Origin of the sequence: Lacihabitans soyangensis (genome assembly GCF_024343775.1) — a bacterium.
Classification (GTDB): Bacteria; Bacteroidota; Bacteroidia; order Cytophagales; family Spirosomataceae; genus Leadbetterella; species Leadbetterella soyangensis.
Window position 1 is genome coordinate 42,979 of the sequence record NZ_RJUF01000009.1, and the last position, 15,508, is coordinate 58,486.

Here is a 15,508-nt window from a genome sequence, read left to right on the forward strand (position 1 = left end):
CAATTCGAATAATTTACCTAAAAACACATCTGAAAATTTTATAGGTTTGTGCTAACAACCTTAATAATGATGTTTAGAGTATTTCTTCTGGTTTTATTGTGCTTTCAGGTCTCTTTTGCACAAAAATCTCGTACTGAAAAACGAGTTCTAATATTTTCAAAAAATGCAGCTTGGGCTTACAGGCATGCTTCCATAGAATACGGAGCAAAAAAACTCAAAGAGTATTGTGAGAAAAATGGCATAAAAGCCGATGTTTCAGAAGATGCAAGTCTTTTTAATGACGAAACGCTTCAAAAATATAGTGCGTTGGTTTTCCTTAGTGCCAATCAGGACATTTTTGATGCCGACCAAGAGGCTGCTTTGCAGCGTTACATTCGTGCAGGAGGCGGTTTTGTCGGTATTCACTCCTCGTCTGGAGTGGAGCGAAACTGGAAATGGTTTAATCAGATGCTCGGTGCTACTTTCAAATTTCATCCTCCTTATCAGGATGGTACGGTGAGGGTGGTTGACAAAAAACATCCTTCTACCAAAATGCTTCCAACGGAGTGGAAAAGAACCGACGAATGGTATTTCTTTGGGCCAATGACCAATAAATTGAATGTATTGATGGTTTTGGATTCAACTACTTTCAAGTCCAATGTTCATACTCAAAATTACCCTAACGCTTGGTATCATGATTTTGAAGGTGGACGTTCGTTTTACACAGCCGGTGGGCATAGCGAAAAGGATTTCGACGATCCGCTTTTTATGCAACATCTTTTTGGAGGAATTACTTACGCCATTGGCAAAAATAAAATGCTTGACTATTCAAAAAACGCCAAGTTCGAGAAAGCCCCGGCTCGCATAATTACCCTGGATCCTGGACATTTTCATGCAGCCTTGGTTCAAAAAACCATGTTGGCTGGCCTAAATCCAGAGGTTCAGATTTATGCTCCGGCAGGAGAAGATTTAAATCAACATTTGCAAAGAATAAATTCTTACAATACCCGTAAGGATGCTCCTACTTCTTGGAAAACAAATACTTACACAGGTTCGGATTATTTCGAAAAAATGATTTCAGAGAAAAAAGGTGATATCGTTGTAATGGCTGGTAACAATGCCAAGAAAACAGACGCCATTCTGAAATCTGTGGAATCCGGTATGAATGTGCTGGCTGACAAACCCATGTGCATTGATGCCGAAGGATATGAAAAGCTCAAAACTGCCTTTAAGGTAGCCAAAGAGAAGAATATTCTTTTGTATGATATCATGACCGAGCGGTCAGAAATCACGACCACGCTCCAAAGAGAATTGTCAATGATGAAAGGGATTTTTGGAGATTTATTGCCTGGAACTCCCGAAGATCCTTCTATAATCAAAGAAAGTGTTCATCATTTTTTCAAATATGTTTCTGGTAGTCCGCTTATCCGTCCACAATGGTTTATGGATACCAAACAACAGGGCGAAGGAATTGTGGACGTGACCACCCACTTGGTCGATTTGGCCCTTTGGGCGGCATTTCCAGAAGTACCCTTGGATGTAAAAGATGCCAAAGTTTTGGCAGCTAAACGTTGGCCTACCGAAATGACATTGGATGAATTCGGTAAAATTACAGGAGCAAAATCTTTCCCAGATTTCTTGAAAAAGGATTTGAAGGATGCCAATACGCTTAATGTTTTTGCCAACGGAGAGATTGATTTCAAAGTTAAAAATGTACATTCTAAAGTAAAAGTACTTTGGAACTACAGCACTGATAAGGGTGGTGACACACACTATTCTATCATGAAAGGTTCTCTTGGAAATATCGAGATAAAACAAGGTGAGGAAGAGAAATATACGCCAACATTGTATATCAAAAACTCAAAAATTTCAGAGGCAAATTTGAATGCCGAATTCGAAAAATTGAAGGCAAAATACCCAGGAATCACTTTGTTGAAATCAGGAAGTGATTATGTTGTGGATATTCCTACAAAATACAGAACGGGTCATGAGGCTCATTTTGGAGAAGTAATGGAGCGTTATTTGAAATTTTACAAAGTAAATAACCTGCCAGACTGGGAAGTTCCAAACATGCTTTTGAAATATTATATCACCACAAGTGCTTTAGAATTAGCCAACAAACAAAAATGACAAATCCTTTTTCTTTAGAAAACAAAATAGCCTTGGTTACGGGCGGAGGTTCGGGTATAGGGTACGAAATCACGCGTTGCTTAAGAGATGCAGGTGCCAAAGTGATCATCACGGGTCGCAGAGAAAATATGTTGCAAGAGGCCGTAAATAACATTGGAGACAATGTGTTTTATGAGGTAAACGATGTGACGGATTTGAATAAAACCACTGAACTGGTTGAAAGTATAACCCAGAAATACGGCGAAATAGATATTTTGGTTAACAATGCAGGCATAAACATGAAAAAACCTGCGGTTGATGTTACCGATGCAGAATTTAACAATATTATTCAGACCAACCTCACTTCTGTTTTTGCGTTGAGTAGGGAGGTAGCAAAACGTATGATTTCCAGAAAAACTGGCTCGATTATCATGATTTCTTCGATGGCAGGTTATTATGGCATAGACAGAGTACCTGCATACACGGCATCCAAAAGTGGTATAGAAGGGCTCACGAAAGCCTTGGCATCGGATTGGTCCAAGTTCGGAGTAAGAGTAAACGCGATAGCCCCTGGTTTTATAGAAACTGCCATGATGCAAACCGCCATGAATTCCGACCCTGACCGAATGAATAAAGCCCTTGGTCGCACTCCCATGGCCAAATTCGGAAAACCCGAGGATATTGGTCACGCTGCAGTGTTTTTGGCCTCCGAGGCCGCATCTTATATCACGGGAGTATCGTTGAGAGTAGATGGTGGAAATGCCATCGGATTCTAAACTTCCGGATTTACTAATATTTTGTGGTCTTAAAATTTCAATTATTCATATATTTGAGAAAATTTCAAGACTTTAAATTTCTTGTCTCTCATGCTCGAAGTTCTCCGTACCAATTCTTCAAATGATCATTTTGTGGCTTTGGTAAAAAAGTTGGACGCCTATCTAACTATTACCGATGGTGATGAACATGCTTTTTACGACCAATTCAACAAAATTGACAATATAAATCACGTTGTGGTATATTATGAGAATAGAATCCCCGTAGCTTGTGGTGCCATCAAACAAATGGGCTCGACGAATGTCTGGGAAGTAAAGAGAATGTTTGTGGAAGAAAATATGAGAGGAAAAGGCGTAGCTTCGCTGGTAATCAATGAATTGGAAAAGTGGGCCAAAGAGCTGAATGCCGAAAAGTTAGTTTTGGAGACAGGTAAAAGACAAACTGAAGCTGTGGCGTTTTATCATAAAAATGATTATCAGATTACAGAAAATTTTGGCCAATACATCGGTGTTGAGAATAGTATTTGTTTCGAAAAGTTACTTCAATAAGCATAAATATTTCTTGAATTATTTATAGAAAGCAATATTTCTTATATTTGCTAAATAATATTATGCTTGCATACTAATGGAAACTTACGCCAAAATACTTCTCATCGCTTCTCCCATATTTTTGTTTTTGGTTATGGCCGAAAAACTCTACGGATATCTGAGGTTTAAGCATGAATTCAGAACTATGGATACCATTTCGAGTCTTAGTTCGGGTTATACAAATACCTTAAAGGATGTTTTGGGCCTAAGTATTACCATCATTTCTTACAAATGGTTTTATGAGCATTTGGCAGTATTCGATATAAAATCTACCGTTTGGGTTTATATTATTGCTTTTATTGCCTTGGATTTTTCGGGTTATTGGGTACATCGATTAGCTCATGAGGTTAATTTCTTTTGGAATAAACACGCCATTCATCACAGCAGCGAGGAGTTTAATTTGGCGTGTGCCCTGCGTCAGAGCATTTCTACTTTCGTGAATATTTTCACATTTTTTCTTATTCCAGCCGCTATTTTTGGTGTGAAACCAGAAGTGATAGGTGTTGTAGCCCCTATTCATTTATTCGCTCAATTTTGGTACCATACAGTGTATATCGATAGAATGGGTTTTCTTGAAAAAATCATTGTAACACCCTCTCATCACAGAGTGCATCATGCACTTAATCCAGAATATCTAGACAAAAATCACGGGCAGATTTTTATCATTTGGGATAAACTTTTTGGTACTTTTCAGGAGGAATTACCCAATCTGAAGCCAGTTTATGGCATTACAAGACCTATGGCGACTTGGAACCCCATAAAAATAAATTTTAAACACCTTTGGCTATTGATTTTGGATGCTTGGAGGGCTGATTCTTGGAAAGATAAGGTCAGAATTTGGTTTATGCCAACGGGCTGGCGTCCTGAGGGTTTTGAGGAAAAATATCCAGTTGATAAAATTACAAATCCTTATAATTTCCAGAAATATACAACAGAGTTCTCACTGGGAGCCAGAACCTGGATTTGGGTTCAGTTTTTTATTACGCTTGGCTTTTTGTCTATAATGTTTTATTATTTCGGAAATCTTTCATTGTCACAGTTAATGCTCTATGGCTTGATGATTTTCCTCAATATCTATGCGTACACCGAATTCATGGACAAAAATCCAGGATTTCTATTCTTTGAATTAGTAAAGAATCTTTATGGAATCGGTGTAATTGCCTTTAGAGATTTATGGAATCCATTGTTTGAGCAATTGGCCATTTTGAAACCAATGTTTTTGGCTTATTTCATAGTCTCAACATTGGTTTCAGTGTATTATTTTAGATCCAAAGAAGTCTTTGATTTAAAGACCAAAATAGCTTAATTTTCGAGATAATCTAAATCTTTATCGTGGGTTTCTGCTATGCTAAGCGTTGAATAAAAGCCGATTATGTAAATAATTAGGCCTACCGCTGCTGCTGCCCATATAACCCCAAAGTTTGGCTTCCAAAAACCAAATAAGGTGGTCATACCAGCCACAGAACCTCTAACCATATTGGGTACAGTAGTAGCTGCTGTAGCTCTCAGGTTTGTTCCAAACTGCTCGGCACCAACGGTTACAAACATGGCCCAGTAGCCTGTCCAGAAACCTAACCAAACGCATGTAGCATAAAGTGTAAAGGCATTTTGCATTCCGCCAAAAAGATAAAATAGAACACCTAAAAGTGACATCCCCATCATAAAAGCGATGGCTTTTTTGCGAGAAGCCAGCCAATGGCTTAGGAACCCACTCAGAAAATCTCCTGCCGATATACCTACATAAGCCCACATGATGGCTAGGCCTGGTTCTACTTTCTCGGTAAATCCAAAAGTTTCTCCAAATTGATTGCTGAGATAGACCAAAATACCTATGCAAAACCATGTAGGCATGCCTATGCCGATACACCTTAAGTATTTGGTGAATCTATTCCAATCTGTAAAAAACGCAAAGAAATTGCCTTTCGAAACATGGGCTTTGTCCGTAATGCTTTTGTACATTCCCGACTCCAGAACTCCGACTCTTAGCAACAATAGCAAGAAGCCCATTCCGCCACCTATGAAGTAAGCAATGGTCCAGTCGCCTGATAATTTTACGGTAAATGTGGCCACTACAGCACCCAAAAGTCCGACTCCCGCAACAAGAGAGGTTCCTTTTGCTCTGAGATGTTTTGGTAAAGCCTCCGATACCAGCGTAATACCCGCCCCAAGTTCACCAGCCAATCCAATTCCTGCCAAAAATCTCAACCATTTGTAGGCTTCCACTTTATCTACAAAGTCCATTTGAGGTATGAATCCACAAAATATATTGGCCAATGAGTAGGTGATAATAGAGCCAAATAGCACCGAAAGTCTTCCTTTTTTGTCGCCCAAAGTACCCCACAGAATACCTCCGATAAGAAGTCCAATCATCTGAATGTTTATGATGCTCGTGCCGATAGAATCTACTTCTTGTTTGTTTAATCCAAGGCTTTCAAGGCTAGGAATTCGAACGATTCCGAAAAGTTGGAGGTCGTAAATATCTACAAAATAGCCTAATGCGGCCACTATAACGGGCATACTAAACAAGTGCTGCAGGTCTGATTTTTCGTTTTTCATTCTTTCGGGTTTATAATTTTAGGGTAGTTTTTGAATCGTTAAATTTTCACACCAAACGCCAAGTCTCCTGCGTCACCAAGACCCGGAACTATGTATGATTTGGTGTTGAGTTCAGGGTCTATGTCACCAATCCAAAGTTTACACTCGGGCATTCGAGCATGGATGTATCTGACGCCTCTTTCGCTGGCTACTACTGAAACAATATGTGTTTTGGCCGGAATTCCGAACCTGAGCAGAGCGTGATAAGCTTTTTCTAATGATTTACCTGTGGCCAACATCGGGTCGCAGATGATGAGGGTTTTACCTTGTAAGTTGGGACTGCTGATGTAGTCCATTTCTATTTCAAAGTGTTCCTTCGAGTCATGAACCCCTCTGTATGCTCCTATAAATGCACTGTCGGATTTGTCGAAAAAATTCAATAAACCTTGGTGTAAAGGCATGGCAGCTCGCAAAACTGTAACGATTATGGGGTATTCACTCAAAGTAGAAGATTCCTTGATGCCGAGTGAAGTCTCGGTTGTAGTGTTACTAAACGACAATGATTTCGAGATTTCGTAGGCAAAAATTTCACCTAAGCGTTCGAGATTTCTTCTGAATCTCATGGTGTCTTTTTGGATGTCTTTGTCTCGTAGTTCGCTAAGGAAATTATTGGCGATAGAGTTTTGCTCGGCTAATACCCACATTGGAATGTTATTGTTTCAACAAAAATAAGAAAATACTTTATTCTGATTCTATTTCTGCAAAAAAACAAATCCAAAACCGGAGCCCTTAAAACACAAAACCTCTTTTCCGAAAGAAAAAGAGGTTTTAAAATGTCGATTCTTACGAAAACTACACTTTGATTTCAACGTCAACACCTGCTGGTAGTTCCAATTTCATAAGTGCATCTACAGTTTTTGGACTTGCAGAGTAGATATCTATCAATCTCTTGTAAGTACAAAGCTGGAATTGCTCTCTTGATTTTTTTGAAACGTGAGGAGAACGCAAAACCGTAAATTTCTCAACGCGAGTAGGCAACGGAATTGGACCGCTAACTGTAGCTCCTGTAGATTTTACCGCTTTAACGATTTTCTCAGATGAGTTGTCAACCAACATGTGGTCGAAAGACTTCAATTTGATTCTGATCTTTTGTGACATTTGGTTCAGTTTTATTTGGTGAAAAATAAGCTTGCGAAAGAACCATTTACTCCGACAAGCCAAAAATTGGAGTGCAAAATTAAGGATAATTCTCTAATCACAAAAGTTTTAGGGAAAATCAATTTCGGAAACCATATTCACCGCCCAAGTTTCTGTTCTCACAAACTTCACCCAGCCTTCATTCATTTCTTTGTTTCGCGGAGCCCTTTTCATAAATTTGCCAAAAATACAAGTATGGTCACTTTTCCGAACGCAAAAATAAATCTCGGGCTGAATATCATAGAAAAACGAACTGACGGATACCACAATATAGAATCCGTTTTTTATCCTATTGCCTGGTGCGATGCTCTCGAAATGGTTAAGGCCGATAGTTTTTCTTTTCAATCGTCTGGTTTGGAAATACCTGGAAATCAAGATAACAATTTGATTTGTAAGGCATATCGAATTTTGGAAGAAAAAGGATACTTCGGTGGAATGTCGGTGAATATACATTTGCATAAAGTATTGCCCATGGGGGCAGGCATAGGTGGTGGTTCGGCTGATGGAGCTTTTGCTTTAAAAATGCTTAATGAATTGTTTGACCTTGATTTGGGCGTGAAAGAGTTAGAAAAATTGGCTGAAAAGTTAGGAAGCGACTGTCCTTTTTTCATTGAAAATAAGCCGAAGTTTTGTTTTGGTAAAGGAACTGAATTTGAAGAGATAGAGATTTCTTTGAAAGGTAAATATATTGTTTTGGTAAATCCTCTAATACACATTTCTACGGCTGAGGCCTATTCTGGTGTTCGACCAAGAAAACCAGAGGTCCCGATAAAAGATATTGTTTCTGGGCCAGTTTCAATGTGGAAAAATACTTTGAAGAATGATTTTGAAGCAAAAATTATCGACAACCATCCCAAAATAGGACAGATTAAGAATAGTTTATACCACAATGGAGCAATTTATGCTTCTATGACAGGAAGCGGTTCTACAGTATTTGGGATTTTCGACACCAAGGTAGAGGATCTGGAAAAAATCTTCTTGGATTGTGTTATTTGGCAAGGTCAGAGCCAGTTTTAATTTCAACTTACTGCTATTTATTTGGCTTTACTCACTGGTTTTTTTGTTACTTATTTTTAAGGCGGTGGTCTAAAACCTATAAAAATGATTCAGTTTTGTAAATATTTTTAAAACTCTAACCACATAATAAATTTTCCTTTTAAGGTAATTCACATTTCTTATTTTTGCAAAGTCCACTTTTGCTATAAACCATGTATAAAATAACACTGACATTACTTTTTGTTGCTCATTTTGTATTTGGGCAATACCCATCTGGTTTTCAGGAAGAGAGTTTCGGTTCATGGAATTTGCCCATGAATGTAATTTTCGATCATGCCAATAGGATGTACGTCACTGAGCGTGATGGTAGATTCTATTTGTATCATAACAACCAAAAGACGTTGCTAATTGACCTGAGGGAAGAGGTGGCTACTTATGGTGACTTTGGGTTGTTAAGTGCTGCCCTTGATCCAAATTTCTCCCAAAATGGTTTTGTTTATCTTTATTATGTAGTTGATCGCCACCATTTGCTATATAATGGCACTAACAATTATTCCCCTTCGGCTGACGAACAAGGTGCCACCATTTGCAGAGTGACAAGATTCACGCTTAATCCAGCGAACGGATTTAATTCTCTTTTGCCAAATTCAAGGCTAGTTTTGATAGGTGAGACCAAATCGTCTGGTTTTCCCATGACAGGAATTTACCATTCGGGGGGTGATATAAAATTTGCCATTGATGGTTCGCTGCTGATATCATGTGGTGACGGTGCTAGCGGAGCCGATTACGAATATCAAGCATTGGTAGATGGTATCATTACGCAAGAAGAGTATAATGCTCAGAGGCTTTGGCGATGCCAAATACCAAATTCGTTGAACGGAAAAATAGTTAGAATAAACCCTGCCAATGGAGACGGCATTACATCGAATCCATATTACAATGCCTCCCTACCAAGATCGCCACAGTCCAGAGTGTATGCGTTGGGATTTCGGAATCCATTCAGGTTTACTATAAAACCAGGTACGGGCGGTCATAGTTTGGGAGAGGGGAATGCGGGGGTCTTATATGTGGGAGATGTGGGGCAGGATACCAAAGAAGAAATAAATGTAGTCACTGCCGCTGGTCAGAACTTTGGGTGGCCCAGGTGGGAAGGAATTGACCAGACGTACGACAATAACCCAACTTACAACCCCACGAATCCCAAGAAGCCCACCATTGAGTGGGGTAGGGCAGGTTCCACAGCTAGAGTGGTAATAAACGATGTGGTTCATAATGTTGGTTCTGGAGCATTTCCATATTCCAATTTTGTGGGAGGAGGCTCTATCGGAGGTGTTTTTTATGAAGGAGATGATTATCCGAGCCAATACCATGGGAGCTATTTCTTTGCAGAATTTAATAATAGATGGGTCCAGAACTTCCAGTTTGATGGTTCGCAGAATCCTACATCAAAGATTGACTTTCATCCCGAAATCGCGGGTTTAATAAGCTTCGTGTATAATAAACATGATGAATGTATCTATTTTACGGCAGTAACTGGAGTCGTAAAAAAAATCAAGTACGCACCCTTTGGAAATCAAGCACCTACTGCCAGGTTTACGAATAATCCTGCATTCGGAACTAGTCCGCTTAATGTAAGTTTCAACGCCACCACATCTACTGACCCAGAAAACGGACCATTAACTTACAGTTGGAACTTTGGTGATGGGGGCTCTGCCACAGGACCCACTCCAACTCATCAGTTTGTGGCTGGAAACGGCAGCCCGCAAGCATTTACGGTCATTCTTACAGTCACCGACAATCAGGGAGCTGCTTCTCAATTTTCCAGAATAGTTTCCTTAAATAACACACCACCGAATATCTTATCGACGAGTTTAGACAATGTGCAGGTTTTTGCAACATCTGGAACCCAAAGCTTGAATTTGAACGCTCAGGTTTTGGATAATGAGCAAAGCAGCGGAAGTCTTTCTTACAAATGGCAAGCCTTTTTGTATCACAACGATCACCGGCACCAAGAACTGAATGTACAAACATCGTCGACAAATTTTATAGTCGGTATGGTGCCATGCGACAATGTTTTATATTTCTATAGATTTATTCTTACCGTTACAGATTCATATGGCTTGGAGACAGTTTTTCAAAAGGATTTATTTCCCAATTGCAATGTTTCTGATAACAGTCCACCTACTTTTCCAAATTTAAAAGTTGAGGAAATAAATTCTTCTGGTTTTAAGCTTACCTGGAATGCCATTTCTGATAATGATGGCGTGAAGAATATTGAGGTTGTAATCAATGGCAAAAGTGAAGGCTTTATTAGCTCTTTGGCCACCAGTTATACTTATCAATCTACCGGCAACATTTTGGGGAGTAATTTTAAAGTCTACATAATTGCCAGAGATTTTGCCTCGAATAAGACTGAAAGTTCGGTGATAGATTTTACTCCACTTTTAGCTTGCTCAGGAGGCAGTGCCTCTATTTATCTGTCTAATCTTCAGGAAGCATCATCGACTAACGGCTACGGGCAGTTTGAGAAAGACAAAAGTAATGGGGAGTATTATCCGAATGACGGAAATACGCTCACCTTAAACGGAGTAACCTTTGCCAAAGGGCTTGGGGTGCATGCCTATTCAGAGATAACTTACAACATTGCCGGTCAAGGTTACGAGAATTTCAGTGCTACTGTAGGTATAGATGATGAGATATTTGGCAATATCTGTGGTACGGTGATTTTTAAGGTTTATCTCGACAATAGTTTGGCTTTTCAAAGTGCGGTTTTAAATCAAAATTCGGCTCCACTTCCTATCAACCTCAGTGTAATAGGTAAAAGTATCGTTCGGCTTGTGGTAGAAAACGCCGGCGATGGAAACTGTGGAGACCATGCAGATTGGGCCGATGCCAAATTTTCAGTAGCTTGTGTGAGTAATGATTATTTAGCACCAGGAACACCTCAGAATCTTTCAGTGACTAATCAACCTTCTGGATATTTATTTTCGTGGCAGGCTGTTACAGATAACCTAGACCCACAAGTTGAGTATGAAGTATTTTTAAACGGTCAGTTTTTGGGGAATTCATTTACTCCGAATTTTCCCGCGACAAGTCTACCTGCTGGCAACAATTATTTTACTGTTCAGGCCAAAGACGACAGTGGAAATAGGTCTGTTAGTCAAGCTTTTATTATCAATAATTGTCCATCGAGTTTGAATATTTTTCAAACTGGAAACATTTCTAACCAAACAATTATCAGAAAGGCCTCGCAATATATCACTGCTGCCAACTCCATTAATAATCAGTCGAATGTGGAGTATCGTGCAGGGAATTCGGTTACGTTAAATCCTGGGTTTTCGATTACTCAGAGCGTTTTTTTGGTAAAAATTCAGGGATGTGATAATTGAAAGTTCATTTTGATCTCGGATTTTAGTAAATTTTACTAAATTTAGCCTTTAGTAATTCAACCATTCCCCGATCAGAAAATGTATACCATTAAAGATATCTCCAAAATGATTGACCATTCGTTGTTGCACCCTACAATGACGGATAAGGACTTGCAGGAGGGCTGTGAAATAGCAAAGCAGTACGATGTTGCTGCTGTTTGTATTAAACCCTATTTTGTAAAAGAAGCAGCCGAAATATTAAAAGGTTCCGATGTTAAAGTATGCAGCGTAATTGGCTTTCCGCATGGAAACGGCACCATTCAGGCCAAAGTTTTTGAGACTAGACTAGCATGCAAAGATGGAGCAACGGAGATTGATATGGTGGTAAATGCAGGGAAGGTTTTGGGAGAGGACTGGCGTTATGTAAAAAAGGAAATAAATGCCATCAACAAAGAATGTCTGAAGCATGGAGCGGTTTTGAAGGTTATCTTTGAGAACGACTTCATTACAAAAGACAAGTACAAAATCAAACTCTGTAAGATATGCTCAACAGTTGGTGTGGCGTTTATTAAAACTTCCACAGGTTATGGTTACGTAAAGCAATCCAATGGCGATTATAATTACAAAGGTGCCACTGAGCATGACCTTATTTTGATGCGTAAACATGCATCTCCAGAGGTTCAAATAAAAGCAGCAGGAGGTGTAAGAACGCTTGATGGCCTGCTGAAAGTAAGAGAATTGGGTTGTACCAGGCTTGGAGCTACGGCCACTATTACTATCATCGAAGATGCTAAGAAAAGGCTTGGAATAGCCACAGATGTCGTTAATACTAAATCTGAGATTTCGGGGTATTGAGTTTTTTAAAACTGAAATCCTAACCGAACTTGAAAACGATTTAGATTTTTGGTTTCAACACTCGCAATATTGTAGAAATCAGATTCGTCGAAGTTTTGGCTGACTTCCATGTATTGATATTTGTAGCCAAAGTTAACTAGCCAGGCAGATCCGTTACGGGTTGGAAACTTAAACCCTATGGTAGGATTTATTAGAATTCCCCCAGTTACATCTTCGTAACTGTTTTTACTAGCACCAAAAGTAGCTCCATATCCAGCGTCTATTCCAGCTTGAAGTTTAGCCCCTTGTTCGTTTTTCTCGTAGATAACATGCCTCAATCCAAGTGCTACGGGAACCAAAACCGATGATGAATACATGTCAAATCCTGTGGTTAGGCCGACTGTGGTTTTTTTTCTTACCTGAAAACCATTAAATGTTTGAATGCTCAAATTTGCAACGTTTTGAAGGCTATAACCGTTTGGTGTTGGGTTGGGCCAATAGCTGGAGTAGCTGGGATAATAATAAGAATAATTGGCGTTTTTTACTCTTCCAAATAAAACACCAAACTCAGTCTGATTGACAAACGGATATTTGAATAATTTCTCTTTCTGTGCAAAAGAAATGTTCAGAACCAAACTTCCGATTATCGCGAGGATAAATATCTTTTTCATTTCTTAACTTCTATTTTACTAAGTAATTTCAAGTTCTTTGGGTCGCTATTGTCATATTGATAGAGTCCATCTTCGCCAATCATTAACAATAGTTTATCGTTTAGTTGTATCACATCAAAAGCATGTATGTTTTTGATATGTTGCTGCAATTTTAAGTCGGTTGATTCTTTTGCATCATAAGACTTAAGGCCATATTTGCCCTCACAGACTGTCAGTTTACTATTTAAAACTGAAAGCCCATGTGGATTTTCCATTTGATACGATTTAATCAAAAAAGGTGAGCCCAAGTTTCTAACATCCACCACATCGAGCTGGTTGGGGGCAGCACCGCACCATCCTTGTCTCAAGGTTACATATGCCTTGTCGTTTTCCACCACTACTGGGTCGCAGGCTCGTGCATGTTGAAATATCGAAAGCCTTTGTGGAGAAGCTGGGTTGATGTTATCATAAATATACATACCCGTGTTGGAGCCGATAAATAGTTTGTCTTTGTAGGGGAAAATGGTTTCAATTCCCCAGCCTAAGTTTATTTTGTTAACCGAGTCAGGTTTTTGACCTGTTTTTATGCTAAATACCAAAAGGTCAGATTGGGTTGCTGCGTATAGGTAATCGTCGTGTATCGTGAATCTTGCCATTGAGCCTCCAGTTCCAGTGCCACCTGATGTGTTGCCTGAGCTGTTGGTATTTCCTTGGAATGAGTCAAATGCCACCCCACCTCTAAATACTGGCCAAACAGTTCCATTCTGGCCGCAGTTTGTGGAAACAGTTTGTGTGACTGTCTTGAATTCGTAATCTGTAACGATTTTAGAATAAGGGTCATAATACCAACTTATTCCATCTACCAGGCCATAATTAAACATGTTCCGCACTCTGCCCACTTCTTTGATGCTCTTTGGGTTGGTAATGTCTAAAGCCACAAGATCGGTGTAGCTATCGGCGTACAGAATATTGTTTCTGACCGCCATGTCTATTACTCCAGGTATTTTCAGAAAAGAAAGCTTTACTGGGCTCGAAGGATTGGTATTGTCAATGATGTGTAGTCCTTTCTTTACTTCGTTTATGATCAAATAGTTGTCATAAGCATAGATTTTGCCTGGTTTCACCAAATCTTGAGGTCCCTCTGTTGAAATGCCGGCTCTAACTTGTTCTATGCCCACTTGAAAAGGAACAGTAGCTCTGTAGGTACGTGTTTGGGTGCAATCGTCTACGCAACTCCAGCTTGTAAATGCTGCGAAAAGTATAATCAATAGTTTTTTCATAGATTTGAAACTTTACCAATGAACATAATGGTGTTTGAGGTCTTTTCTGTGATCAAGAAGGCAAAAGGTTTGTTGCAGATAATTTCTGGATAAACCGGCAAAGAAGTTAGCTCTATTCCTATGGTTGTCACCGCTGCGGCTTCTGTTCCTTTTTCGTCTACAGCTACGTAGGTATCTTGCTTTACAAATCCAACTTTAAGTTTTCCGGCTGGCTTGGCAATTTTTGATAAATCAGCTTGGCTTCCAAATGCCTTCACCATGCCCATTTTTTGCAAAATAGAATTCAATTTTTTAGAATACTCTATCGTGAATTTTGGTAAACCTATTACTACTTTTCTTTTAGCCATAGAATTTTGAGCAGCCTGCCAATTGGTAGCATCAAGCTTTGAGACAATATTTTCTACAGTTCCAGATTTTGGCAAAAGAACCGTCATATTATATTTTTCATTGCCATATGGAAGCTCTACCAGTTGATAGTTCTCAGTGTCTGCATATTTGAATTCTGCCGTTTGGTTCATCATGTCCACTGTTTTGGTAGCTTTGGTTCCAATGAATTCTACTTTTTGTGTGTTCTCAGTTTTAAATTCTTTGGTCCAATCTCCTTTAAAGTACAGAGCATTTATTAAAAACATCACTTGACTAGGTTCTATTTGCTCAAGAATCTTCTTGATTTTGGCATTTGTATTGTCGCTTGCCCATTTGTTGATTTTATCCACTGTGGCTGGATTGCCAAAATCTTCGTTGTAGAGCCTTGCCTTGAAATTGCTTGTAAGATTGTCGATGAAGCTTTGCTCCGATGTGAAATTTTTGTCTTGCCATATAGAGTTGGCAATGGTGTTAACCACTTTTGGGTCTACTTTCGGTAGGTTTTCTATCAATTCCAAATAGGTTTTATTGATTTCTTCCATGCTTTGATTCTCTAATCCCAAAACCTTCTGAATTTCGGTTTTCGTATCGGTATCGGCACCATTTAGGAGCATACCTAAGGCAATATGCAAGCTAAGTGGCGAGATGAAATAGTTTTTGTCAACAGATTCGTCCGCTTGAAGGTTTCTCCAAAAATCAAAAGCAAAATTTGAAGTTTTCGCAGCAAAATCAGATGAAATATTGACTGACTTTACCTCTGGGGTGGATTGTTCGCAATTGCTCATCGTAAATAAAATGGCTGTAAGTGAGATGCTTAGAATTATCCTTTTCAT

General features: G+C 39.2%; 13 protein-coding genes. 7 read left to right on the top strand and 6 right to left on the bottom strand.

What is annotated here, in order from left to right:
* Window positions 1-66 precede the first annotated feature (66 nt).
* The 4 genes from EGI31_RS05320 (at window position 67) to EGI31_RS05335 (ending at window position 4,755) form a co-directional block, all read left to right on the top strand.
* On the top strand, window positions 67-2,109 hold the full coding sequence (locus tag EGI31_RS05320; RefSeq protein ID WP_255036136.1) for a putative oxidoreductase C-terminal domain-containing protein: 2,043 nt from the start codon (window positions 67-69) through the stop codon (window positions 2,107-2,109).
* A complete protein-coding gene (locus tag EGI31_RS05325) occupies window positions 2,106-2,864 on the top strand; it encodes an SDR family NAD(P)-dependent oxidoreductase (RefSeq protein WP_255036137.1) in 759 nt (252 codons plus the stop codon). The genes EGI31_RS05320 and EGI31_RS05325 overlap by 4 nt, the downstream gene beginning before the upstream one ends.
* 90 nt (window positions 2,865-2,954) lie before the next feature.
* Window positions 2,955-3,410, top strand: a complete 456-nt coding sequence (locus EGI31_RS05330) for a GNAT family N-acetyltransferase (protein WP_255036138.1) — start codon at window positions 2,955-2,957, stop codon at window positions 3,408-3,410.
* Between the two features lie 76 nt (window positions 3,411-3,486).
* On the top strand, window positions 3,487-4,755 hold the full coding sequence (locus EGI31_RS05335; protein ID WP_255036139.1) for a sterol desaturase family protein: 1,269 nt from the start codon (window positions 3,487-3,489) through the stop codon (window positions 4,753-4,755).
* Here EGI31_RS05335 and EGI31_RS05340 read toward each other — a convergent pair.
* The 3 genes from EGI31_RS05340 to rpsJ all read right to left on the bottom strand — a co-directional run bounded on the left by EGI31_RS05340 (window position 4,752) and on the right by rpsJ (window position 7,142).
* On the bottom strand, window positions 4,752-6,005 hold the full coding sequence (locus EGI31_RS05340) for an MFS transporter (RefSeq protein ID WP_255036140.1): 1,254 nt from the start codon (window positions 6,003-6,005) through the stop codon (window positions 4,752-4,754). The genes EGI31_RS05335 and EGI31_RS05340 overlap by 4 nt on opposite strands.
* Window positions 6,006-6,043: 38 nt before the next feature.
* The gene (upp, locus tag EGI31_RS05345; RefSeq protein WP_255036141.1) at window positions 6,044-6,688 is read right to left on the bottom strand and encodes a uracil phosphoribosyltransferase; all 645 of its coding nucleotides are present in this window, start codon (window positions 6,686-6,688) and stop codon (window positions 6,044-6,046) included.
* A gap of 148 nt (window positions 6,689-6,836) precedes the next feature.
* Window positions 6,837-7,142, bottom strand: coding sequence for a 30S ribosomal protein S10 (gene rpsJ, locus EGI31_RS05350; RefSeq protein ID WP_255036142.1), 306 nt, complete (start codon window positions 7,140-7,142; stop codon window positions 6,837-6,839).
* Between the two features lie 234 nt (window positions 7,143-7,376).
* On the opposite strand from rpsJ, the gene ispE reads away from it, so the two are divergent.
* The 3 genes from ispE (at window position 7,377) to deoC (ending at window position 12,400) form a co-directional block, all read left to right on the top strand.
* A complete protein-coding gene (gene ispE, locus EGI31_RS05355; RefSeq protein ID WP_255036143.1) occupies window positions 7,377-8,198 on the top strand; it encodes a 4-(cytidine 5'-diphospho)-2-C-methyl-D-erythritol kinase in 822 nt (273 codons plus the stop codon).
* A 191-nt stretch (window positions 8,199-8,389) separates the two neighbouring features.
* Window positions 8,390-11,566, top strand: coding sequence for an NPCBM/NEW2 domain-containing protein (locus EGI31_RS05360; protein ID WP_255036144.1), 3,177 nt, complete (start codon window positions 8,390-8,392; stop codon window positions 11,564-11,566).
* 78 nt (window positions 11,567-11,644) lie between these two features.
* Window positions 11,645-12,400, top strand: coding sequence for a deoxyribose-phosphate aldolase (gene deoC / locus EGI31_RS05365; protein ID WP_255036145.1), 756 nt, complete (start codon window positions 11,645-11,647; stop codon window positions 12,398-12,400).
* 5 nt (window positions 12,401-12,405) lie between these two features.
* On the opposite strand, the gene EGI31_RS05370 is transcribed toward deoC, so the two are convergent.
* Genes EGI31_RS05370 through EGI31_RS05380 form a run of 3 tightly spaced genes read right to left on the bottom strand, consistent with a single transcriptional unit; the run spans window position 12,406 to window position 15,508 of the window.
* Entirely contained in the window at window positions 12,406-13,050 is a 645-nt protein-coding gene (locus EGI31_RS05370) for a hypothetical protein (protein WP_255036146.1), read from the bottom strand.
* Window positions 13,047-14,309 (bottom strand): LVIVD repeat-containing protein, encoded by a 1,263-nt coding sequence (locus tag EGI31_RS05375; protein WP_255036147.1) that lies wholly within the window; start codon window positions 14,307-14,309, stop codon window positions 13,047-13,049. Before EGI31_RS05375 ends, EGI31_RS05370 begins: the two co-directional genes overlap by 4 nt.
* The gene (locus EGI31_RS05380) at window positions 14,306-15,508 is read right to left on the bottom strand and encodes a serpin family protein (protein ID WP_255036148.1); all 1,203 of its coding nucleotides are present in this window, start codon (window positions 15,506-15,508) and stop codon (window positions 14,306-14,308) included. Before EGI31_RS05380 ends, EGI31_RS05375 begins: the two co-directional genes overlap by 4 nt.